Genomic DNA, 23,257 nt, shown 5'->3' on the forward strand with positions numbered 1-23,257 from the left:
TATCCTCCAGGTTTGATATCGAGCAATGGGTATTCTAAATTCGGAAAAAGCCCATCTCGCTTGCTTCGATATCATTCTCAAAACATATGGACGCTCCATACACTGCAGCGGCTGCCAACTTCAGCGGTGATCTTCGTCATCTCGTAGCACAACAAACTTTGCAGGTAATGGCTTGCTACGGTAGCGACTGTCGATACAGCGCTGTGAGCCCAGCGCTATCCGAGCTGCTGCAATGCTCAGAGCAGATGCTGATTGGCCAAACAGACCAAGCGCTGGTGAGCCAAGCACAACGCCCGGATACAAGCCAAGACTATTGGCAACAAGCGGCTGATGCTCTCTCGGTAGTTGTGCAGACAGAGCGGTCTGTTCAGCGGATTTTCACTGTATCGACTACAAGCGGTGAGCAGCAGTATCAAACGACGTACACTCCGCTCAAAGACGAACACAGTCAGCTATGTCAGATTTTGGCCATCAGCCAGGCCGTCAGCTTAGTCTATTTACAACGCCCAAACCTGAATAACCCAGTTATGGACATCGAAATGCCCGGTCTAGAAACAGCCTCTCTAGCAGATTTATCAACCGCAAAATCACACATAGCTGCCGATTCTTGTGATGCTCATACTAGTCAGTCTGTAGATAGCTCATCTTTTGTAGGCGATCGCACCACAAACGACGAGCCTAGCAATCCCAGTGCCAAAGACGGGGTCTCAACCTATCACATGGCCGAGCTGATGCAGATCGTGCTTGATAGCATTCCTCAGTACATCTTTTGGAAAGATAAAAACGGCGCATATTTAGGTAGCAATCATCGCTGGGCTAAAATGGCCGGATTCAAAGATTCGAGTCAGGTGGCGGGTATTACCGACGATGACCTACCTTGGACTCCAGAACAAAGAGCTTGGTATCGGCAGTGTGACAACCAGGTGATGGAGACTAACACGCCTATGTTGCGAATCAAGCAGTCTCAGCGTCAGGCCAACGGGCAGCTTAGCTGGCGAGAAACCAGCAAATTTCCTTTGCATGATGCTAAGGGCAACGTGGTCGGTCTTTTAGGAACTATCGAAGACATCACTGAGCGTAAGGTTGCTGAAGATTTGCTCAAGCAGTCTGAGGCGACCTTTCGTAGACTGGCCAAGCAGAGCGAGATGCTCAACCAGCTCTCGACTCAAATTAGGCAGTCTCTCAAAATAGAATCTATTCAGCAAACAACGGTGGATGAAGTTCGCCAGTTTCTATCTGTCGATCGAGCCTTGATCTATCGCTTTACCCCAGATTGGAATGGCCAAGTTGCGGTAGAGTCCGTGGCTGACAAAAGTTTTTCTGCACTGGGCAATGCTGGAATGAACAATCAGTTTCACCGTGAGTATGTTGAGCAATATAAACAGGGCCGTATTATTGCGATCAGCCACGTTTCTTCAGCGTCACTCGAAGCTCAGCATCGAGACTATCTAAAAAGTCTTGGGGTTCAGGCCAAATTGATAGTTCCTATCCATGTACAAGAAGCGCTTTGGGGTCTATTGATTGCTGACCAGTGCTCTGATGAAGAGCCTGGCACAAAAGATACAGAAGAGAAAGCCGCTAAGACCAGAGAATGGGAAGCGGACGAGATTGATCTACTACGCGCCTTAGCTGGGCAAGTGGGCGTGGCGATCTATCAAGCGAATCTGTTAGCACAGGCAAAGCAAGGCGCTGTCGAGGCCGAAGAGAAGGCAGGGCAGCTAGAAGCAGCTATTCAAACGCTTCAGCAGGCACAAGCGCAGCTAGTTCAAACTGAAAAAATGTCTAGCTTAGGACAGATGGTGGCCGGCGTTGCTCATGAGATCAACAACCCGGTCAATTTCATTCATGGCAATATTAATCCTGTAGAAGACCACACCCAAGACTTGCTCGATTTCTTGCAGCTCTATGAAAAGCACTATCCAGCACCGCCAGAAGAGATTCAAATAGCGGCTGAAGAGATTGATATTGAGTTTGTTCAAACCGATCTAAAAAAGATACTGGTGTCTATGCGAGCAGGCACACGGCGAATCCGCGAGATTGTTTTATCTCTGCGTAATTTTTCTCGAATGGATGAGGTTGGATGCAAAGCCATCGATATCCATGAAGGCATAGAAAGTACGCTATTAATTTTGCAGCATCGGCTCAAAGCTCAGACCAATCGGCCTGCGATTGAGCTAGTACGAGACTTCGGTAATCTGCCCCTCATAGAATGCTTTGCCAGCCAGCTCAACCAGGTTTTTATGAACATTTTGGCAAATGCAATTGATGCGCTAGAAAGTGAGCTAAAGGCTAATCCAAACGGTGAGAAAGTGCCGCGAATCACTCTGCGTACAGAAGCACACGGTGATCGCATCGTTATCAAGCTAGCGGACAATGGCACTGGCATGCCAGCTACGGTCAGAGACCGGATGTTTGACCCATTCTTTACAACGAAAGCTATCGGCAAGGGTACGGGTATGGGCATGTCCATCAGCTATCAAATCGTGGTAGAAAAGCACCACGGCCAGATTGAATGTTTTTCTGAAGCAGGAGTTGGCACAGAATTCGTCATCACCATTCCAGTGAGTATGAAGGAGTGCCGGGTAGAGTAAAAATCCTGGCGCGTAAACATGATTCGCGCGTCAGCTTGCCTACGGTGGCCAAATAGTTTTAGTGATATGACTGTCTTGATGCAGTCTGACAGGTGCAGCCTGTTATTGCAGTCTAATGGGTGCTATGCAATCGAGCGTACTCGCTAGAATGGACAAAAGAACATCGAGGGGAAAGGCACCGTGCAAGCAATTGAGCTGCCAAGCGGGCAAAAGATTCCTAGGCTGGGCATGGGCACCTGGCGTATGGGTGAACAAGCTGTGAGCAAGCCAGATGAGATTGCAGCCCTTCGGCGCGGCATGGAGTTAGGGTTAACGCTCATTGACACCGCAGAGATGTACGGTGAAGGCGGCGCAGAAACTGTCGTAGGGGAAGCTATGACCTCACGACGCTCAGATATCTTTCTAGTCAGCAAAGTATATCCGCATAACGCATCGAGAAAAGGAGTGATTGCGGCTTGCGATCGCACCCTAAAGCGCCTAAACACAGACTATCTCGATCTATATCTACTCCACTGGCGCAGCGCTGTGCCGTTAGCAGAGACGCTAGAAACTTTTCAAGCCCTAAAGCAGGCCGGAAAAATCCGTGACTATGGCGTCAGCAACTTTGATACTGATGATATGGCAAAGGCCGCTGGACTAGAAGGTGGCGAGTCAATAGCGACTAATCAAATTCTCTACAACTTGAGTAGGCGGGGCGTAGAGCTAGATCTACTGCCGTGGTGCAAACAGCATCGCATTCCAGTAATGGCCTATTCACCGATTGAGCAAGGTAGACTCTTGAACAACCCAGCGCTCAAGCAGCTTGCCCAAACGCACGATGCAACAGCCGCTCAGATCGCGATCGCCTGGCTACTACATCAAGAGAACATTGTCGTCATTCCCAAAGCCAGCAAAATTGAGCATGTAGAACAAAACTACGCCGCTTTAGACATCGCTCTAGGACCAGAAGAGCTGGACGCGCTAGACTCAGCCTTTCCAAGACCTAGCCGTCCTATTCCACTAGAGATGCTTTGAAAGAGGAATTGTGCGATCGCCCGCATTTGCCAACTAACCACCAACTAACTATGATTTGAAGCTAAATACTTTACTGGCTACATTTGTCAGCGATCGCAGTGGTTTTGAACCAGCAGTTCGGGTACCTTTCCCAGCACCTCACTCAGATATTAGCAGCCGTGCCAAAGGTGGATGCCTTTAGCCAGCTTTGGGGCTTAGTAAAAGGCGTGATCGCCTTGCGGCCCATCACTTTTCAAACCCTGCAAAACCAGCCTCATAGTCTACCCGCTGCTCTCACTATCGTCTTTATCGCTGGCATCGCCCAGTCGCTCAGCCAGATCGTTGTCCTCTTTATCAACCAGGTTCGCCCACTACGGTTTATTCTTAGCCTGGTTATCTCTGCTATTCTCTTCGTGGTTGGCTTTGGCTTTTGGGCCCTCAGCACCTGGGTAATGATCAATACTGTCTTCAATAGCTATCTACCGCTGAGCGCCGTTATTCGGACCATCGGCTTTAGCTACGCGCCGCTGATGCTAGGGCTGTTCGTGGTTATGCCTTACTTTGGTAGCGCCGTCTTTATTTTGCTCTCTATCTGGACACTACTGGCTGTCGTTGTTGGTATAGATACTATCAGCACGCTGGCTCTCTGGGAGGCTTTCGGCAGCGTTGCCCTTGGCTGGATCGGCATTCAGCTTATCCAGAAGACGGTCGGCCAGCCCATCGCTTCTCTCGGTCAGTGGATAATCAACTGGGTCGCTGGTGAAGATTTAATCCGAAACCGTAATCGCCTAGCCGAAGAACTCTACGCCGGACTTAGAACTCAGATTGCCGGGTCTGACTCTCTTAGCCAAACACAGCCTGTTCGTCCAAGTAATGTTCCTTTCCATCCTAGAAAATAAATCTTCTAATAAACAACAGAAAATTTATTCAACTGCTGGAAAACCTAGCCCCTTGCCAAAGCAGCTTTACCCCTACAAGACTTACAGCCAGTTTCATTTAGCCAGTTCCATTGTCGCCTCGTTCGTTTATGCGCCGCTATTTTATCCAGCTCTGTGCCGCTATCTTTCTGGCAATTGGCACCATTGTTTTACTATCACCTGCCAACGATCAGTGGCTGCAATGGTATATAGCCTTCAACAGCAAACTACTTGGCTTCATTTTTGATCTCATTCGCGTCGGTCTTATTGCCCTAGTTCTAGCTGGCCTGCTCTCTCCTTTTGAATCTTTGGGATGGTGGGCTGGCTGGTACGGTGACGGTATCGAAACTCATAGCTTCCTCATCCCCCAGACGCTTTCTTCCCCACAGGCTACGTCTGCTCACATCCATCCTCCCTCCCGTGAAGAGGCGACTGAACAGGCGATCGCATCCCCACATTCCCTGCCTCAGCGATATGTCATCTATCTAGACGGCATTTCCCAGAGCTGCGCTGACTATCCCAAGCGCGTCCAGAATTTTCTAGATACGCTAGAGGCTGCCCTGCCTAAAGAGATGGTTTTCATTCAAGACATCATGGCCTACTCTGCGCTCAATCGGCCCCTGACTAGCCAAAGACCCTTTGCCTCATTTTGGCGCTGGGTGAATCGGATTGAAGTCAGCAATCCTAACAGCCCGCTAGATATTTTGATCAACCTTCGCAATACCTTTCAGGTTGCCGTTTCTACGGATAATCGCTACGGCCCTGTTTTTAATAGAGGCACCGCGCAAGTCATTCTCAATAGTTTGCGACAAAGAGGCTACCAGCTAGGCACACCGATTACGCTGTTAGGCTACAGTGGCGGCGCACAGGTTGCTCTAGGTGCGGTCACCTATCTAAAGTATGCGCTAGATGTTCCGATTGATGTGATTTCGATAGCGGGCGTTGTCAGTGGCGACAATGGCGTCGCCGAAATCGAGCGGCTCTATCACGCTAGAGGCGATCGCGACATGCTGGCCAAACTAGGGGCAGCTATGTTTCCTAAGCGCTGGCCAGTGATGGCCTGGTCTAGCTGGAACAAAGCGAGAACAGAAGGTAAAATTCAGTTTATTTCGCTAGGCCCAGTGAGTCATAACGGTGCTACTGGACCGATCGACCCGGTGGCCAAACTGCCTAGCGGTCAAAGTCACCTTTCTCGCACCATGGAGATTATTCTCAATATCTTGGCAGCCCCATCCTAAATTCAACAGATCAGAATCACCTGGTAACCGAACGCTCGACCTAATGCCCGACCTAATGCCCTGAAGGGAGCTGGTATCGACGACATAGCCAGATCAAGCCAATTGCCACACCGATGCTGCTGACCCAGGTACTGGGTTCAGGTACGGCTTCAGCCTCCACGCTGACTACAATCGGATCTTGTCCTGCCCCCGTATCGAGCACATACTCTAGGGCGGCTTCATCCTCAAGTAGCGTACCTCTCAGGAATAATCCGCTCCACCGAGCAGTCGTTTCGATCGATACAGTTTGATCTACGGTCTGAGCCGTTGGATCGGGAATAGCCCCGTCTGGCATATTCACATCGGTGATGCCAAAATGATTGACGCCGCTAAGTGTGATCCGTGCTCTAGGCGGCGATTGAACCTGGTCGTAGGTCAGCTTGGCGCGAAGGGGTAGGGCTCTGCCATCGCGATCGCCTTGAATAAGCGCAACGCCAACGCCGTCATTTTTAATAGGGAGATAAGCATCATTACGATCGCGTAAATTCGCCCCAAAGAATGCGCCTGCCATTAGTGCTTCTGGCCGCTCAAAAGGCGCTGCACATTGAACGGGCAAGCAAACTTCACCGATAGTGGATAGTCCCACAGCCCCGCCAAAAGAATGGCCTAGAAGACCGAGCTTGCCAGTATCAATCTTGCCATTGAGCGGAGAATCCTTCATCCCATTTTCAACGGTGAGCTGATCGAGTACGGCCTGTGGCTGAGAGGTCTCAGATAAAAGGGCATCGCCAAAGTCAGGAGTCGTTTGAAAATGGTTGGGTACAACAACCGCAAAGCCATGACGAGCAACTTGACTGGCATAGTCTGAATAAAAACTCTTATCAACGAGCGCACCTTGCAACATCAGGGCAATCGGGAGATCATCTGCAGCAGAAGCATCCTCTAGAGTCGGATAGTAGATGTCGGTAGCATCGCCGTTGAAGGGATTGGTAGTGCTATAGCTTGAAAAGGTTTGATAGCGAGGAGTGGCGTCAAAGGAGGTCGCCCAGGCAAACTTTGGTAGGAGCGCAGTGAAGACTATACCCGATGTTAGGGCGATCATAGATCTAGAAGACATCAGAAAAACCATCAGAGAAGAGCCATAGCAATACAATAGACGAAAAGACTGGACTAGTAGCCATAGATGCAATCATCGGGTAATGCTTCTAACCGCGTCTCGCAGGAGCCAATTGCCGCGCTTAAAAGTGTCAATAGCTATCAGCTTCTCAAGTCTGTAGCTCCAAAATTATGCACTCTGCTGGAGAATATGTGGGTCAAAGTGGCTGGCGCTGTAGTCCAACCTACGTAAAAATACAAATGCCGTTGAGCCAAAAAAAGAACATACTGAGTCTCAGTAACACCAGCTTTGCTGTACTTACCAAACAGCTTTATAGCTTTGTTTTTGATAGGAGAGCTTGTCAATATGCCTTCTTTTTCTGTAGACCAATTTGTAAAGTCTGCTGTTTTATGCGGGTTGATGCTGGCCTGCTGCTCTCTATTTTTGGGGGTTGTTAGCGCCGCTTAGTTGCTGTAGCTTCTGCCCGGTAGCGAGCCAGAGACGATCGCAGTTACTTGAGAGATTTGGGTGTATCTCCCAATACTCTAACAACGAAGTCAATAGCCTATCCCTTACTTCATATTGAGTAGGGGATTTTTATTTGAATTTTATCTATAGCAAAGCGCGGATGCATACTCTTCGAGAAGGCACTAGCGAAGCCATGCCGAAGGCTATAGCCTACGCACTTTGTCTTGGTGAGCATTCCCTAGCGCCGCAAAGCGACGCGGGGTCTCACCGCTGCTATGGCACTTGGCGCTGTATGGCAAGGGCTGTAGCCTTTCGTGGTGTAGTAAGCAAAGAGCGGAAAGCTATACTTGATATTGTTTAGCTGGGTTATTTGCCTGAGGTCGGCTAGCGTCCGTAGGTGTAGCTTTCTCTATGAGTATGGAGCTGATGAGTATGGAGCTGATGAGTATGGAGCTGATGAGTATGGAGTTGGCGCTAGCTGATTGACGATTTTAGCAAAAACAGCCTCAAGTCTGCGTTTGGCTGCGTCGAACTTAGGGCTTTGCCAATCGGGAATGGTTTCGGCTTCTAGCCGATCATCCGGCAGATAGACGGGGTAGCGGATCTCGATTTGCAACGCTTCTACGTTGGGGTGTTGACCATAATGGCGAGTAATATGACCGCCTGTAAATACTTTGTTTTTCACCACTTGATAGCCCTGCTGGAGGAAGCTGTTGTTGACAATCTCAAGCGTTTTTTCACCGCACGTTTTTCCTTTGGCGTTACCTAAGCAAACGTCATCGCTGATCAATCCCATGAAGCTATGAAGGTCTAGTAGATAGACTTTGCCGTGAAGCGCGATCGCATTATTCAAAAGCTCAGCTAGCTGCCGATGGTATGGCTCGTAGTATTGTTCAATACGCGATCGCACTTCTGTCGCATTCGGTTTAGTGAGATAGATATCTTGCTTAAAAGCAGTCCGCTCTGGAACTACCGCCGACCAAAAAGAACCAAACAGCGGCGGCTTTACCGCCCGGTTTAGATCCACTACATAGCGGCTGTAGTTGGCCTGCATCAGCGTGACGCCTAGGCTAGGAAGGAAGTCGTAAAGTGGCTGCAAGTGCCAGTCTGAATTCGGCAGCGTCTGGAGCTGGTGAGGTGTGAAGGTATGAGCGATCGCTTCAGGCACTTGCAATCCGCTATGAGGCAAATTTGCAACAATTGGAACGCTTCTATCTCTAGAAAGACCTTCAGAAGAAGCTTTAGGAGAAAGAACGGTGAATAAATTAGTAGGTATCAAGGTAAAAACTCCATCGCTGCGGCAATCTCTGGTCAGGCGCTAAGACTCCCTTTCCTCAATCTGTCTGACTGCTGTCATTGCCGAATAGCTCACGCCCGCTGTGCCCTCTCCTGGGTGCGTACTGTCGCCGACTAGCCAGAGATTTTGAACCGGCGTACGGGTGGCAAAGCCAAATGGCCCAAAGGTAGGTACGCGCTGCCCAATGCCACCGACAATACCTTGCGATCGCCCGGTAAATGTCTCGAAGCTTCTAGGCGTAGCTGCCTCTACATGCACCAAATGTTCTGGCCGCAGATCGAAGTAGTCTTTCAAACGAGAAATTGCCGTCTGAGTATAGTCATCTTTCATCACTTTGTATTCTTCTTTATCGCAGTCATCCCATGGCTGCACATCAGTAAAAGAAGAGGCGATGATAGTTGCTTTCCCTGCTGGCGCACGACCGTCACCGGCTCTACTCACTGAAACAAAAAGAGAATTGTTTTCAGCAATCGGGCCGTCGTAATCGTACAAAAATTGTAAGTGAGGCGGACAATTGTCAGGCACCGCTGATTGTTCTACACCCAGATAAATAACAAACGCACCCGAAGAGGACGGTAACTGTTTTACTCTTTTTTGGTAGCCATTCATTTTGTTGCTGTCTGCCAGCTTCACTAGATTTTGCACGGTGACATTCGCCACGACGTGATCAGCGGTTTCTAGCCAAGACTCTCCTTGTTTGTTGGTTACTTTTACCTGGATAGGGTTACCCTCTTCTATCTTAATAGCTTCAGCTTTGTGCCTCATGTAGAGTTCACCACCGTTTTTTTCTAGGGCGGTGAGCAGGCGATCGCTTAGCACCTGCATACTTCCTTTTAGATGAAACAATCCGTGCGGAGCCTGCGAAACCCCAAGCGCGGTTGCTGCATATAGAGCTGCTGTTTTATCTGCTGTTGTCTGTGAATACAGCTTCAGCTGCATATCTAGAAAAGTGCGTAGCCGCCTGTTCTCATACAAGTCATAGCCTTTAAGGATGTCGCCTACTGTCGAAAAGGTAAACGGCACCGTCAGTAGCGTATCAGGGCGTAGCGCCTTAGTTAGCTGCCATACATCCCACAGGTTTCGTGGCGGCAGCACTGGATCTCGCTGTTGAAAGCGCCAGCTATAGTCGAACATCGCCTTCATGAAGGCCCAAAAAGGAGCGCTGCCGGGAAACTGTCTTTCCCGTTCAGCTTTCCACTTCTGCGCGTCGCGCCACACGTTAATCGGCTCAGTCTCTCCAGGTAAAAAGACCGCGCAGGCCGGATCGCATTCACTCGCGGGCGGCAGATCAATACCTAGCTCTTCAAAGATCTGATGATGAATGCCCCCGCTCTCTAATCCGGCAACTTGGGTTGCCCCCACATCAAACGTAAATCCTCTGCGTTTGAATGTGGATGCACACCCCCCCGGTACAATTGCCTGGTCAAAGACTTTTACAGGGTACCCTCGATGAGCTAATAGCGCGGCGGCTGTTAACCCTCCAATTCCAGCCCCAATCACCACCACTTTCTTTGACGCACTGCTAGCCATGCAACCGTTACATTTCTTAAAATCTATTTCTATTCTAGCGTCCCTGCTAGGCTCTACGGTTTTAGAGGCTACTTTCTTGGCAACCCATTTTCAAAAGATAAATTCCAAAGATAAAATTTCCACCATCCGGTATATAGTGCTTACTCTCACCGATTCGTAAGCTGTGAAAGCCGCAACATAGGTGAAACAAATGGCAGATCCTAACAACATTCCTCAAGAGGCTCAGCAGCTCAAGGAAGAGCTCAACAAAGAGAATCAGGACACTACCGAGAACGAGGAAACTAGCGAACAGACCAAACCAGAAGTCGCCGATACTGACTTCGACAAGGAGTATGACATCGCCGAGCAAAATAAAACAGGTCCAGGCAATCAAACCAGCAACCCCAGCGCAGTAGGTCGTAAAGATACTGACGCCGGCGATCATGCTACTAGAAAGGGCAAGGTCGATAACATTGATAGCCCCGGCGATAGTGACCCAGACGACTATATGGATATGGCTAAAGACGTCAACAAGAACGTTGACGCTGACTAAGTGATGGCTGCTGAGTTGGGCTCATTCTGTCCTGAGCCCAACTTGTTTGCATACGCTGCATAGGGCTAGCTTACTGATCGCCTTGTGCCAGATTGAAAATAAACGGTACGCCAGCGCTGTCTGCACCGCTAGTCACTAGAACCCGAGGCATTTGAGCACCGCCCTCTTTCCAAGCTTCAATCGCTTCTTTTTGGAGCACTAGATTACCACCCTGCGCTTTTAGGGTTTCGGCGATTAGCCTTTGGGCCTCAGCTCGACCCTTTGCTCGGTTGATTTCAGCCTGCGCTTCTTGCTCGGCTTCTTGCGCTACATAGACAGCTCTTTGGGCTCGCTGTTCTGCTATCTGCTTTTCTTCCACCGCGCGCGAGAACTCAGGAGAGAAGGTCAGATCGACCACACTGGTATCTAGCACGTCAATCCCATATTTTTCCAGCCGCTTGGCTAGCGCATTATCAAAATCTTCTTTTAGTAGCTCTCGCTGCGTGATTGCCTGCTCGACCGTGCGCCGCGCGGCAGCTACTTTGAACGACTCTTGAGTCTGTGGGGCAATGATCTTGTTGACAATGTTTGATAGTGAACCTTGCTCACGTCGAATATCGACAACTTCTGTAGGCTGCAAACGAAAGTTGATCGCGAATCTTGCTCTTAGATCTTGAAGGTCCTTGGTCGAGCTTTCAGCCGGCACCTCAAACTTTTGCACGGTAATATCGTAGATATCTACGTAGGACACGAACGGCGGCTTGATATGAATTCCTTCTAATAAAGCGCCGTTTTGCGCTTTACCTAGCACGCTCAGCACGCCTGCTTGACCCGGATTGATAATCACAAAACTGCTGGCCAGAATTAAGGCCACTACAGTTGCGATCGCAGCAATCACCACCGGCTGACTGTTTCCTTTGGTTGCACTCAACTTGCAAAACTCCTCTTATATATAAGTGTGATTGATAGCTGTCATTGACATAGGCAATCAATTGCTGGCTAAGACATTTTTAGGCAGTAGGCACGCCTAGCAGATCTCCACGCCCAGAAATGACCTCGCCCATGTCGTAAGCAGCGATGCCCTCCTGCTCAAACTGCTGACAGGCAGCTACAGACTGATCGGGCGGCACAATCACCACAAAGCCAACTCCCATATTAAAGGTATTAAACATATCGCGCAGGCTGACCTTGCCTGCCGCCTGCAACCATTTAAATATAGGAAGTACTGGCCAGCTCTCTAGATCGATCTGGATCGACTGGCCCTTACCCAGGCAGCGCGGTAGGTTCTCCGGCAGCCCACCCCCCGTAATATGTGCCATCGCGTGAATGGTCAGACTAGATCTCAGCACATTCAAAATCGGCTTCACATAGAGCTGAGTTGGCGTCAGCAGCACCTCCCCTAGCGACTGACCGCTTAGGATCTGCGGCTTTTCGGTCCAGTCATAGCCTGTGGATCGCCCGGCTGATTTAGGATCGCGATCGCCTTCTGCCACGATCTTTCTCACCAGGCTAAAGCCGTTGCTATGAACGCCGCTGCTGGCTAGTCCGATGACGCGATCGCCCACCGCTACCGCCGAGCCGTCTAGCATCCGATCTTTTTCCACAATACCCACACAAAACCCCGCTATGTCGTACTCTCCAGGCGCATAAAATCCTGGCATTTCCGCCGTCTCACCACCTAGCAGCGCGCAGCCGGACGTTTTACAGCCATTCGCTACGCCAGCAACCACCTGAGCGAGCTGCTCAGCCGCCAGCTTGCCAGTAGCCAAATAATCTAGAAAAAACAGCGGCTCCGCGCCAATCGTCAGGACATCGTTGACGCACATCGCGACTAGATCCACACCTACCGTATCGTGCTGGTCTAAAGCCTGGGCCAGCTTTAGTTTTGTGCCTACCCCGTCTGTACCCGATACCAGCACTGGGCGTTGATACCCGCTTGGCAGCTCAAAACAACCCCCAAATCCACCGAGCCCGCCGAGTACCTCAGGCCGATAGGTGCCCTCCACCATCGCCTTGATCCGATCAACAAATGCGCGGCCCGCATCCACATCGACCCCTGCCTGCTTGTAGTCCATCACTCGCCTTCTCCAGAACGCTTTATATAGCGTTACAAATCACAATAATCGCAGAGCATACTCCTATATAGCGCTCAATAGCCAGTCTCAGACTCTCATAACGCTATCTAAGAGACAAACTCGTCCCTAAAGGAAAAGAAAAAAGAATATAGCTCCAAATTTCAGCGAGTGATTGCTTCTGAAATGTGTGGTTTTATATGCAACTAACTGCATAGTCCATAAAAAACTATTCCACTATGCACATTAAAAAAGGGCTCTTATTGATTAGTTATCCAGATTAAGTAGCATCTAATACATAAGCATCACAAAATATCAGCCCACAGGCTGAAGGCTCTGAAAGCCCTTTACATTTCGTCACTTCAGGCTTTTGGAAAGTGATCAAAAAAACATTTTGATAGATCGCCTTTGCGAATACCCGGATTTTTACTCAGATTGGTTCGTGTAAATTAGCCACTGTTGGTTTAATTCATGCCGAGGTTAAGCACTGCTCTAAAGCAGCAGCTCAGTGAACCGAGATAAAACCGGTTAGACAAAACACCGTCTAGCACTCATGCTGTCGCAACGTAGTCAATTATGTTTTTGCTCTCCCAAGGTCTGCTCAAGAAAAAGTCAAAGCAGCAATTTGCTACTGGTCTGGCCGCAGCCGTTCTGCTGTCAGGAATCACCACTGTTGGAATCAGCGCTACTACAGCGGGCGCTCAACCCGTTAACCGTACCAGTGAGTCTGAGGCGGCTGATAAGCCTGTTCAACTACCGGGCGCGGTAGCTACTGGCAGTGAAGCTGGCGGTGAATTAGAGACGGGTTCTGACTTTGTTTCTGCTCCCGAACTCAGCGGTGATGTTCTGGTCTATCCCCACGATGTTGACGGACGCCAGGCTGCCACGCTTTATGTGAAGGATATTCCCGTACTTACTTTTCTAGGTACAGACGTAGACAGCCTCGCTAATGGCACAGGTGGTGAGGCCATCGAAGGGGAGTCTAGTGCTGCTACAGCGGATGAAGCTTCTATATCAGAGGATGCTTTAGAGAACCCTGTAGCGCGAGCAACTGAGCTGGGCACTCAGCTTGACCCAGAGGCTATAGAAGCAGCTGATATCTCAGTGCGCTGGCAGGAAGAATCCGAAGGATTTGTGGTGACGTTGGCAGATGAAGCGCTCATTGCCCTAGATAGTCGTACGATTCTAGCGGACACCACAGACGATGCGGCTGAAGATGCTTTGCAGGTGACTAACCGCCTGCGTCGCCTGATGGGAGGAGCAGAGCCCGTCTCGGAAATCGAAAACATGCCCGAGCCTGAGCCTGTGGTCGAAGTAGCACCCGTTCAGCAAGTTGCGATTGTTTCTAGTACCACTGGCACTGCCTCCTGGTACGGTCCTGGGTTTCACGGCAGACGAACTGCCAATGGCGAATCCTTCAATCAGTATGCGCTGACGGCGGCCCACCGAACGCTGCCTTTCGGCACTAGAGTCCTGGTTACCAATCTCTATACAGGCAGACAGGTCACTGTTCGCATCAACGATCGAGGACCGTTTTCCGGTAACAGAATCATCGACCTATCCGCAGGCGCAGCCGCTGAAATTGGCCTGACTAGCGCGGGTGTCGGTACTGTTCAGATGGACGTGCTGGGCTACTAACCTAACCGCCAGCACGGCGAATTCTACCCTATAGCCTGTACCGGATGCATACTCTGCGAGAAGGCAAAGCCTACGGTACAGGCGCGTCACTTGACCCGTTTCAACATAAAGCTTTCAGCCTGAAAACTGTATTTCAGTCAAGTGACCAACGCTATAGAAGCGTTCAACCTTTCAGGCGCTGCGTCTCTGACGCTACCGCCGCTTTGTCTGAACGCTTTACTCGCTTTAAACGAAACGCTTTACTTTGACAGAGCAGATTAACTTTGCAGTCAGCACCTGCTAAAAGGAAGAGGATCTAACGGAACAGGAGCACTGCAATTTCGCTACTTCTAAGCAGTTGAACCGTAGTGCTACCAATCACGAGATGTCGGATGCGGCGGTGTCCATAAGCACCCATTACCAGCAGGTTAATCTGATGTTGGTCGATGTATTGGGCGATCGCCTTTTCAGGATCGCCGATCAGTAAGCTTGACTGTAGCGTTAGCCCAGCCTGTTGAAGCTGCTGCTCGGCCTTGACTAGCTGCTTTGATCGCTTAGTCTCTGAGTCCGCCTTAGCCGCGTCTGTTTTAGCTACCGTCAGCAGGTGAATCGTGACATCCTTGAATCCGTAGGCATTAGCCGTCAAAAATTTCAAGATTCGTTGGCCAGTCGGGCTGCCGTCGTAGGCCACTAGCAACCGCTCGATCGGAACAAAGGTCTGAGGTGTTACTAAGCAAGGTTTAGTGCTGCTGCGAACAATCCGGTCGATATTAGCGCCTAAGTGGCCCGAGGCAAACTCTGCCGCCTCACCTCGCTTGCCTAGCACCACCATGTCGGCTTCTGCCTCAAACTCATGGAAGCAGTCAACCAAGAAACCAGTTTGGTTGATTAGCTCTACTGTCTCTACGCCTTCAGTCTTGAGCACCTGACCAGCGTTTTGCAAAATTAGCCGCGATCGCTGATTGTTGAGCTTAGCCTTTTCGTACTCTAGGTTGACCAGTTCGTTTAGCAACTGCTCCGAAGCGCCCAAACCAATGCTGCCACTAAGATTGCCAGTAGAGACAACTTTTTGTCCGCGAATATCAGTCACAAACAGAACCTTGGCTTGGGCCTGAAAGCGGCGAGCAAACCAGGCACCGTATCGATAGATGCTATCTGCAAAAGCCGACCCGTCAGAGCACAGAAGAATTGTTTTCATATCGTTATTCATGCTGCGGTTTTATCTAGTGTTTGATCTAAGCAACTATTGAAACTGAATCGGTTGTGAGAACAAGGCTAGGACTGACCGCTAGCGACCAGTTCTTCATCGGTAGCCAAGCGATTGAGCAAGGTGGCACTGGCTTCATTCAGCCCGATCACAGTCACCTCGATGCCGCGACGACGAAATTTTTGCACGGCTTTGTCCAGAACTTCTACAGCCCCTTGATCCCATAGATGAGCCCGGCTGAGGTCAATAGTCACCTGCTCAACTAGCTCATCAAAGTTGAAAGAAGCTAGGAATTCGTCTCTAGATAAAAAGAAGATATGCCCTGACACCTTGTAGATGCGGTGAGCGCCCTCTTCTATCAAAACGCGATCAAAAAGCACGAGCTTGGCAACTTTACGAGAGAAAAATACCGTACTCATGACGATGCCCGTGGCTACCCCCAGCGCAAAGTTGCGAGTAAAAATGATGACAAACATAGTCGTCAGCATCACAATTACCTCGCTGCGAGGAACGCGGCGCATGTTCGTAAAAGACGACCAGCGAAAGGTGCCGATAGAAACCATAATCATCACGGCCACGAGCGCGGCCATCGGCATCTGCCTAACCCAGTCCTGTAAAAATAGGATCGCCACCAGCAAAAAGACGCCCGCAGACAGCGTAGAAAGACGCCCTCGACCTCCTGATTGAACGTTGATCACCGATTGGCCAATCATGCCGCACCCAGCCATGCCCCCGAAGAAAGCAGTTACGATATTGGCAATGCCCTGTCCTTTGGCTTCTTGATTTTTGTCGCTAGGCGTGTCGGTAAAGTCATCGACTAAAGAGGCGGTTAGAAAAGAAGCCAGCAACCCGACGATGGCCAAAGTCAGGGAATAAGGCAGGATAATTTGCAGGGTCTCAAGCGTAAAAGGAACCTGCGGTAGAGAAAACAAGGGGGGTGCAGTAGGCAGCTCACCCATATCTCCGACAGTGGGCACGTCTAAACGCAGTGCGATCGCAGCTATTGTCATTACCGCTAAGGCAACCAGGGGCGAGGGCACCGCCTTAGTAAAGCGCGGCAGGATATAGATGATCCCTAGCGATAGCAATGTCAAGACGTAGACCGTTGGCGGCACGTTAGTCAGCTGCGGCAGCTGCGCCAAGAAAATTAGCACCGCCAGGGCATTGATATAGCCAATCATGACGGCCCTAGGTACGAATTTCATCTGACGACCCAGTTTGAGCAGCCCGAATACCACCTGAAAAATGCCCGTCAAAAACGTGGCCGCTAGCAGGTATTGCAGACCATGATCTTTAACGAGATCCACCATCAGCAGAGCCATAGCACCTGTGGCCGCTGAGATAGATCCCGGTCTGCCGCCCAAGAAGGCAGTGATCACCGCGATAATAAAAGAGGCATAGAGTCCAACTTTGGGATCTACGCCAGCAATAATCGAAAACGCGATCGCCTCAGGAATTAGTGCGAGTCCTACCACCGCTCCGGCTAGTAGATCAGCCTTGGGATTAGGCAGCCACTCTCGTTTGAGCGTACGTAAATTCGGTGAGCGAACGTTGAGATTGCGAATGTTCAAGGATTCTCCTGTCTAGAGTTACTACCGTACCCAAGAGATTAGTCTCTCATATTTATAGAGATTGACAGAGATTGACTATCCGTATAATGCTGCGAACGACGGCCCGAACAATGGTCGGAGAACAAGCAAAAAGAATCATCCCTAGTGAGTAGATTTGTTCGATATTGCTGATAGCTTTTTCTACGCGACGTTAGTCTTAGCTACCCCAGAATCTGCGTTAAATTGATGTGTGCTGATTTGGTAGCCTGATTCAACTGGAGGATAGTTGTGCAGATACTTCATACGCTTCATGAACTGCATTCCTATCTAGAAGACTGTCGCCGACATAGAGATTCTCGAAGTAGCCATCCGCTAAGTGTTCATCCGCCGAGCGTAGGCTTAGTACCGACGATGGGAGCACTACATGCCGGGCACCAGAGTTTGATCGAGCGATCGCGTCAAACCGATCAAATCGTCATCGTCAGCATCTTTGTCAATCCGCTGCAGTTTTCTCCAGATGAAGATCTAGAGCGCTATCCTCGCTCTGACCAGGCGGACAAAAGTCTGTGTCAGGCGGCTGGCGTAGATGCCATCTTCATGCCGACGGTGGCCGAACTCTATGGCACACCGACGCTGGACTTTGCGAAGGTCACCCAGGTCGTACCGCCTACAGCCCTAGCGGCTCATCTGGAGGGGCGATCGCGGCCTACTCATTTTCGAGGCGTTGCCACTGTCGTCACGAAGCTACTCAATTTGGTTCGCCCCACCCGCGCCTACTTCGGACAAAAAGACGCTCAGCAAGCCGCCATCATCAAGCAGCTACAGCAGGATCTCAACTTGCCTGGTGAAATCGTCATCTGTCCCATTGTTAGAGAGCCGGATGGTCTAGCGCTCAGTTCGCGTAATCGATACCTAACAGATTCTCAGCGGCAGCAGGCAACAGTACTTAGCCGGAGCCTGCGAGCTGCTAAAAGCCGCTTCAGTCGCGGAGAGCGCACCGCTGCTGAACTGATTCGAAGGGCAAAATCTGTCCTAGCCACAGAACCTAAAATCGCCTTAGACTATCTAGCCCTGGTTCATCCTGATACACTGGAGCCTTTGCAAGTAATCGATACCGTAGGCATGATGGCAATCGCAGCAACCGTAGGAACCCCTGAAGAGAATTTAACGAGACTACTTGACAATATTATCCTGTGCGATCGCCAGCCTATTATTGCCATTGATGGCCCTGCTGGTGCCGGCAAGTCTACGGTCGCTCGTCAGATCGCGCACAGTCTCGGACTGCTGTATCTTGACACTGGCGCTATGTACCGGGCGCTTACCTGGTATGCCTTACAGCGAGGCGTCGATCTCAAAGACGAGGAGGCGATTGCCCAGCTACTACCGCAGTGCAAGATTCAGTTAATTGCCAATATCGAAGACAATCAGCCACAGCCGCCGCAGGTTCGAGTAAACGGTGAAGACGCGACCCAAGCCATCCGTACGCCAATTGTGACCGAATCAGTCTCTACCATCGCCGCCCAGCCCGCTGTGCGATCGCACCTAGTTGGCTTGCAGCAACAGTATGGCGAGAAAGGCGGTGTCGTCGCTGATGGCCGCGACATCGGTACCAAGGTCTTTCCAGACGCTGAGCTTAAAATTTACCTAACTGCCTCTGTTGAAGAACGGGCTCAAAGGCGCTATCAAGATCTAGAGAATGCCCAGTCAGGAAATGACCAGTCAGAAGAGGCCCAATCAGAGAACATTCAGTCGCTGCCTAAGTTAGCTGAGTTGACTCAGGCCATTGTAGAGCGCGATCGCAAAGACAGTACCCGCAGCGTTTCTCCACTGCGTAAGGCCGAAGATGCTATTGAAATTTTCACTGACCATCTCACAGCAGAACAGGTGATTGCCAAAATCTCAAACCTTTATCAAGACCTGTAGTTTCTCTTTTGATAGTTTCTAACTAATCTCCTCAGCCTGCCCTTGAATGTCTTTTTCTAGCGACATAACTGACAAAGAATCGCAGCGGCGATCGCTGCTAAAAGCAAGACAGGCCATGCCCCAGCGGATCAGAGCCGAGAAGTCTGGCAGAATATGCCAGCACCTCTATAGCTGGGCCGTTTTTGGCCAATCTAGACTCACCTTGGCCTACTGCACCTCTAATGGTGAACCAGATTTGGGCTCACTTTTGCAGCAGCCGCGAAGCTGGGGACTGCCTCGCTGTGAAGGTAAAACACTCAAGTGGCATCGCTGGTATCCAAACAGTCCTTGGCAGCTACGTTCTGGTGCCTATGGCATCACCGAACCCGATCCCGAATCACCACTTGCCGATCCCGGCAAAGTTGATTTAATTCTGGTGCCCTGTATTGCTTGCGATGTTAGCGGCTACCGACTCGGCTACGGCGGCGGCTTCTACGATCGAATGCTCAGTAGTCCAACTTGGGCAGATAAACCTACTATTGGCATTGTTTTTGAATACGCTCGTATTCCCCAGCTACCCAGAGATATTTGGGATATTCCGCTAGACGGGATCTGCACAGAAAGCGGACTCTTTTTCAGACGGTAGCTCTCGCTTTTTTTGGAACAGTAGCCTTTAGAGCTTCCTTGAATAGTGGCTCTTAGCTTTTTAAACAGTAGCTTTCAGCACTTGTTTGAACGGTAGCTTTCAGCACTTGTTTGAACGGTAGCCTTCAGCACTTGTTTGAACGGTAGCTTTCAGCTCCACAGCTTGATTCCTCCGAGTAGCCCTAACAAATTGGAGACTACTGTCACATTCTTGGGTAGTTCCACTTCGATGTGCTTTACTTCACCGCCACCTAGGTAAAGCCGATCGTAGTTGAGTACGCGCGATAGAGACTCAATTGCCTTTAATAGCCTGGCATTCCAGGTTTTAGCACCAATCTTTTTTAGAGCTGCCCTTCCTAGCTGTTCTTCATAAGTCTCGCCCTTGCGAAAGCGATGATGTGCTAGCTCTATATTCGGCACCAGATGGCCCTCGGTAAACAGCGCCGTTCCAAACCCTGTTCCCAGCGTGATCACCATTTCTACGCCTTCTCCAGAGATCGCTCCCATCCCCTGTAAATCAGCGTCATTGGCGACTCGTACGGGCTTGCCAACGCTGTGCGAGAGCTGCGTCGCTAGATCGTACTCTTGCCAGTCGGGGTGAAGATTGACCGCTGTATAGATCACACCTTTGCGAACAATTCCTGGAAATCCGACTGAGACCCGATCGAAATCCCCTTGTCTTTGGGCCAGTTCTACGAGCAGACCCATGACCGCTTTGGGCGTAGCAGGCTTGGGCGTTTTGATGCGATCGCGCTCTCCCAAAGGATTTCCCTGCTCGTCTAGTAACAGCGCTTTGAGCCCGCTGCCACCAATATCTATCGCCAGCGTCTTCATTCTGCCCTCTTCCATACTCTTTTAGCGTTCCTTTATCTGACTGCTGCGGCTGTTGATTCCTACCTATTAGACCATCTAGTTAGTTGTAATAGTCGGTTAGCTAAACCATCTGTTTAAACTGCTCAATTGATAGTTGAGTGAATGATAGCTGGGTGAAAACGTCCGGTCGGCTGAGTTGCTACAGGGAGACTGCATTATTGAAACTGCCTGCTAATCTTGTCGGCTGAGTCCCTCAAATTGATAGATTTCTTCAAACACTCTGACCCAGCCCGCTACAACAGAATTCAAAATCGCCTCTCCTTTCTCTACTGTTGCCGCCGTTGCATCACCGACAACCCCGCTTCGGCTCAAGTCTTTCATCGTCCAAGACATGGGCAAATTTCCCTCCAAACTCAGCAGGCTCTCTGCGGGAAACGCCTTGGGAAACTCTCTTACCGCCGCTGCCATCTTCACTTGCTCAGGCAATAGCGCTAGCAGTACGCTGGTTTCAACATCTCCGGCGTGAATACCTTCGTCATATTCTGTTTGACCCACTAGCTCAGCCACCTGATGCGGCGCGCCCCATACAAATAGCGGAAACACCATCAAATCGTCATGCTCTGCGCGCAGATCGCGCGCCACAATCTCTAGAATTTGCGGCTGACCACCGTGACCATTCACTAGCAGCAGCTTCCGAAATCCAGCGCTGTAGATGCTCTCTGCCATTTCCATTAGAACCGCTGTTAGCGTCTGGGCAGATAGCGTGATCGTTCCTGGAAACTGAGCGTGCTCGTTTGACTTGCCATAGTAGAGCGGCGGCAGCGCATAGGCGGCGATCGCATCATCTAGCTGGTGTAGCGCCCCGCCAATAACTGAGGTCGCGATCGCCACGTCCACAACTAGCGGCAAGTGCGGACCGTGCTGCTCTATTGCGCCGATTGGCTGAATGATCAAAGTATTTGCCTTGTCTGGCAAATCTCTGATCTGTGGCCACCGCAGATAGGGAAAAAATCGCTGTGGCGGAATGTAGCCGTGCATAAGAATCCGGTAGAACAGTTAGTCAACTGACAGTTAGTCACCTGGTAATTATCTGGTCTTTCGAGCATACTTCCACTAAAAAGACCCATCACCACGCCCTCGTAATAGCCGCACTACTCTGAAGCCGCAGGTCACCAAATCTGCTAGGAACAGAGACATTGAGATAGCGTTCAAGACCTCAATATCAGCCCCTACAAGCGTGCTTGTATAAATAAGAGCGCGCTCTCTCTATAAAACTATGGAAATTACCTATTTACGTGCTTAGAATTAGCAACTAAGTTTAGAGAACTAGATATATCTTTTAATGTCAGTTCTGTAAACACTCGCCTTTGGTCTGTGTATGCTGAACCAAACGCTGGCCTTGCTGAGCGCATCACGTGCATCATTCGTCTGAACATCCTTTGCTGTCTTGCCCTAAATGAAAAATACTGCCTGTGTTCTAGGCTCGCTACAACGCTGCTCGTTAGGTGCGCTTTCTTTACTCCTACCGGCAATGGCGACAGGTGTCCTACCACAAACCACCCAACCTGCCGCCGCCTCTAGCTTCCGAAACAGCCCCAAAACTGTCTTAGATGAAGCTTGGCAGCTAGTGTACGAAGAATATGTAGACGGTGACTTTAACCGGGTTGATTGGTTGGGCGTCCGTCAAACCCTGCTAAGCGGAGACTATACTTCGACAGATGCTGCTTACGGAGAGCTGCGCCGCGTTTTGAGTAGTCTCAATGATCCCTACACCCGATTTTTGAATCCGGCTCAGTATAGCGCCTTGACAGAACAGACATCAGGAGAGGTATCTGGCGTTGGTATTCGACTACAAAAGCAGGGACAAGAGCTGACAGTAACAAGCGTTTTAGAACAATCCCCGGCTGATAGAGCTGGCATCCGATCAGGCGACAAGATTCTGATTATTGACGGTCGCTCTAGTCGAAATCTGACCCTTGAAGGGGCTTCAAGGCTAATCAGAGGCGATAGCGGCAGTCAGCTCTCTTTGACGCTACGCCGTTTAGACAATAGCGAAGAAACCTTGATCTTGACTAGGGAGGTTGTTTTTGTTCCAACAGTTACCTTTGAGCTGCACAGAGATGAGGATGTCTCTGTAGGCTATATTCACCTAGATGAGTTTAGTGCTCATGCAGCTGAGCAGATGCTCGAAGCTATTGATAGTCTTACAGAGCAAGGCGCAGAGGCATTTGTCTTAGACCTGCGAGGTAATCCAGGTGGTTTGCTACAGGCAAGTATTGAGATTAGTCGGATGTGGCTGCCTAGAGGAAGTATCGTCCGCACGGTAGATAGAGACGGCCACGATGACGAAATTACGGCCAACCGCACAGCCGTTACCGATTTACCGATGGCTGTACTCGTTAACGGGCAATCAGCCAGCTCTAGTGAGATTGTTACGGGCGCACTAGGCGACAACGATCGCGCGGTTATTGTCGGGAATCCGACCTTCGGCAAAGCCCTTGTCCAAAGCTTACACGGGCTGTCTGATGGTTCTGGTATAGCAGTGACCGTTGCTCACTACTACACGCCTGATGGCACAGACATTAGCACGCGAGGAATCACGCCAGATATTAACGTCTCGCTCACGACCCAGCAGCAGCGCGAGCTAGAGACGAACCCAGCGCTAAGAGGAACCTCCGAAGACTTACAGTTTATCCGCGCCGTAGCGGCTATTCGACCAGAAGTATTAGCTAGGCGGCAGGTCAGTGCGCCAGTCTTAGCCTCTCCAGGAACAAGACCGCAGTTGCCAAGTCAGCTAGGGCGGATTGAACCTTAAGAACTGACAGAAGCCT

18 protein-coding genes are annotated in these 23,257 nt (G+C 50.3%); 9 read left to right on the plus strand and 9 right to left on the minus strand.

Going from position 1 to position 23,257, the window contains the following annotated elements:
* Positions 1-86: 86 nt before the first annotated feature.
* From IQ256_RS01520 to IQ256_RS01535, 4 genes are all read left to right on the plus strand, one after another.
* On the plus strand, positions 87-2,591 hold the full coding sequence (locus tag IQ256_RS01520; protein WP_193853584.1) for an ATP-binding protein: 2,505 nt from the start codon (positions 87-89) through the stop codon (positions 2,589-2,591).
* A gap of 180 nt (positions 2,592-2,771) precedes the next feature.
* Positions 2,772-3,605, plus strand: a complete 834-nt coding sequence (locus IQ256_RS01525) for an aldo/keto reductase (protein WP_370623322.1) — start codon at positions 2,772-2,774, stop codon at positions 3,603-3,605.
* 83 nt (positions 3,606-3,688) lie between these two features.
* The gene (locus tag IQ256_RS01530; RefSeq protein ID WP_228024471.1) at positions 3,689-4,483 is read left to right on the plus strand and encodes a hypothetical protein; all 795 of its coding nucleotides are present in this window, start codon (positions 3,689-3,691) and stop codon (positions 4,481-4,483) included.
* Between the two features lie 128 nt (positions 4,484-4,611).
* A complete protein-coding gene (locus tag IQ256_RS01535) occupies positions 4,612-5,739 on the plus strand; it encodes a hypothetical protein (protein WP_193853587.1) in 1,128 nt (375 codons plus the stop codon).
* A gap of 52 nt (positions 5,740-5,791) precedes the next feature.
* On the opposite strand, the gene IQ256_RS01540 is transcribed toward IQ256_RS01535, so the two are convergent.
* The 3 genes from IQ256_RS01540 to crtD form a co-directional block, all read right to left on the minus strand.
* Complete coding sequence (locus IQ256_RS01540) at positions 5,792-6,835, minus strand: alpha/beta hydrolase (RefSeq protein WP_193853589.1); 1,044 nt, start codon at positions 6,833-6,835, stop codon at positions 5,792-5,794.
* 856 nt (positions 6,836-7,691) lie between these two features.
* Positions 7,692-8,561, minus strand: coding sequence for an N-formylglutamate amidohydrolase (locus IQ256_RS01545; protein WP_228024472.1), 870 nt, complete (start codon positions 8,559-8,561; stop codon positions 7,692-7,694).
* A 39-nt stretch (positions 8,562-8,600) separates the two neighbouring features.
* Positions 8,601-10,109 (minus strand): C-3',4' desaturase CrtD, encoded by a 1,509-nt coding sequence (gene crtD, locus IQ256_RS01550; RefSeq protein ID WP_193853591.1) that lies wholly within the window; start codon positions 10,107-10,109, stop codon positions 8,601-8,603.
* 190 nt (positions 10,110-10,299) lie between these two features.
* Between crtD and IQ256_RS01555 the strand changes: the two genes are divergently transcribed.
* Positions 10,300-10,641, plus strand: coding sequence for a hypothetical protein (locus IQ256_RS01555; RefSeq protein ID WP_193853593.1), 342 nt, complete (start codon positions 10,300-10,302; stop codon positions 10,639-10,641).
* A gap of 70 nt (positions 10,642-10,711) precedes the next feature.
* Here the strand turns inward: IQ256_RS01555 and IQ256_RS01560 are convergent, their stop codons facing one another.
* Together IQ256_RS01560 and purM are read right to left on the minus strand one after the other, a co-directional pair.
* Complete coding sequence (locus IQ256_RS01560) at positions 10,712-11,551, minus strand: prohibitin family protein (protein WP_193853595.1); 840 nt, start codon at positions 11,549-11,551, stop codon at positions 10,712-10,714.
* Between the two features lie 79 nt (positions 11,552-11,630).
* The gene (gene purM / locus IQ256_RS01565) at positions 11,631-12,695 is read right to left on the minus strand and encodes a phosphoribosylformylglycinamidine cyclo-ligase (RefSeq protein WP_193853597.1); all 1,065 of its coding nucleotides are present in this window, start codon (positions 12,693-12,695) and stop codon (positions 11,631-11,633) included.
* A 573-nt stretch (positions 12,696-13,268) separates the two neighbouring features.
* On the opposite strand from purM, the gene IQ256_RS01570 reads away from it, so the two are divergent.
* Entirely contained in the window at positions 13,269-14,330 is a 1,062-nt protein-coding gene (locus tag IQ256_RS01570; RefSeq protein WP_193853599.1) for a septal ring lytic transglycosylase RlpA family protein, read from the plus strand.
* A 295-nt stretch (positions 14,331-14,625) separates the two neighbouring features.
* Here IQ256_RS01570 and IQ256_RS01575 read toward each other — a convergent pair whose 3' ends face one another.
* Positions 14,626-15,507, minus strand: coding sequence for a universal stress protein (locus IQ256_RS01575; protein ID WP_193853601.1), 882 nt, complete (start codon positions 15,505-15,507; stop codon positions 14,626-14,628).
* A 77-nt stretch (positions 15,508-15,584) separates the two neighbouring features.
* On the minus strand, positions 15,585-17,087 hold the full coding sequence (locus IQ256_RS01580; protein ID WP_193853603.1) for a SulP family inorganic anion transporter: 1,503 nt from the start codon (positions 17,085-17,087) through the stop codon (positions 15,585-15,587).
* Positions 17,088-17,354: 267 nt separating this feature from the next.
* On the opposite strand from IQ256_RS01580, the gene IQ256_RS01585 reads away from it, so the two are divergent.
* Both IQ256_RS01585 and IQ256_RS01590 read left to right on the plus strand, forming a co-directional pair.
* The gene (locus IQ256_RS01585) at positions 17,355-18,989 is read left to right on the plus strand and encodes a bifunctional pantoate--beta-alanine ligase/(d)CMP kinase (protein ID WP_193853605.1); all 1,635 of its coding nucleotides are present in this window, start codon (positions 17,355-17,357) and stop codon (positions 18,987-18,989) included.
* Between the two features lie 46 nt (positions 18,990-19,035).
* Positions 19,036-19,614, plus strand: coding sequence for a 5-formyltetrahydrofolate cyclo-ligase (locus tag IQ256_RS01590; protein WP_193853607.1), 579 nt, complete (start codon positions 19,036-19,038; stop codon positions 19,612-19,614).
* A 149-nt stretch (positions 19,615-19,763) separates the two neighbouring features.
* Here IQ256_RS01590 and IQ256_RS01595 read toward each other — a convergent pair whose 3' ends face one another.
* Together IQ256_RS01595 and IQ256_RS01600 are read right to left on the minus strand one after the other, a co-directional pair.
* A complete protein-coding gene (locus IQ256_RS01595) occupies positions 19,764-20,462 on the minus strand; it encodes an ROK family protein (RefSeq protein ID WP_228024473.1) in 699 nt (232 codons plus the stop codon).
* 195 nt (positions 20,463-20,657) lie between these two features.
* Entirely contained in the window at positions 20,658-21,464 is an 807-nt protein-coding gene (locus tag IQ256_RS01600) for a creatininase family protein (RefSeq protein ID WP_193853609.1), read from the minus strand.
* 493 nt (positions 21,465-21,957) lie between these two features.
* Between IQ256_RS01600 and IQ256_RS01605 the strand changes: the two genes are divergently transcribed.
* Positions 21,958-23,241, plus strand: coding sequence for a S41 family peptidase (locus tag IQ256_RS01605; RefSeq protein WP_228024474.1), 1,284 nt, complete (start codon positions 21,958-21,960; stop codon positions 23,239-23,241).
* Positions 23,242-23,257: the final 16 nt, after the last annotated feature.

Source organism: cf. Phormidesmis sp. LEGE 11477 (assembly GCF_015207105.1).
Lineage (GTDB): Bacteria > Cyanobacteriota > Cyanobacteriia > Phormidesmidales > Phormidesmidaceae > Phormidesmis.

Excerpts from the sequence above, each read along its gene's own strand:
- IQ256_RS01600 (WP_193853609.1), bottom strand. The coding sequence starts at position 21,464 with ATGCACGGCTACATTCCGCCACAGCGATTTTTTCCCTATCTGCGGTGG.
- crtD (WP_193853591.1), bottom strand. The coding sequence starts at position 10,109 with ATGGCTAGCAGTGCGTCAAAGAAAGTGGTGGTGATTGGGGCTGGAATT.
- IQ256_RS01555 (WP_193853593.1), top strand. The coding sequence starts at position 10,300 with ATGGCAGATCCTAACAACATTCCTCAAGAGGCTCAGCAGCTCAAGGAA.
- IQ256_RS01535 (WP_193853587.1), top strand. The coding sequence starts at position 4,612 with ATGCGCCGCTATTTTATCCAGCTCTGTGCCGCTATCTTTCTGGCAATT.
- IQ256_RS01605 (WP_228024474.1), top strand. The coding sequence starts at position 21,958 with ATGGCGACAGGTGTCCTACCACAAACCACCCAACCTGCCGCCGCCTCT.
- IQ256_RS01595 (WP_228024473.1), bottom strand. The coding sequence starts at position 20,462 with ATGGAAGAGGGCAGAATGAAGACGCTGGCGATAGATATTGGTGGCAGC.
- IQ256_RS01520 (WP_193853584.1), top strand. The coding sequence starts at position 87 with ATGGACGCTCCATACACTGCAGCGGCTGCCAACTTCAGCGGTGATCTT.
- IQ256_RS01575 (WP_193853601.1), bottom strand. The coding sequence starts at position 15,507 with ATGAAAACAATTCTTCTGTGCTCTGACGGGTCGGCTTTTGCAGATAGC.
- IQ256_RS01570 (WP_193853599.1), top strand. The coding sequence starts at position 13,269 with ATGTTTTTGCTCTCCCAAGGTCTGCTCAAGAAAAAGTCAAAGCAGCAA.
- purM (WP_193853597.1), bottom strand. The coding sequence starts at position 12,695 with ATGGACTACAAGCAGGCAGGGGTCGATGTGGATGCGGGCCGCGCATTT.
- IQ256_RS01590 (WP_193853607.1), top strand. The coding sequence starts at position 19,036 with ATGTCTTTTTCTAGCGACATAACTGACAAAGAATCGCAGCGGCGATCG.
- IQ256_RS01540 (WP_193853589.1), bottom strand. The coding sequence starts at position 6,835 with ATGTCTTCTAGATCTATGATCGCCCTAACATCGGGTATAGTCTTCACT.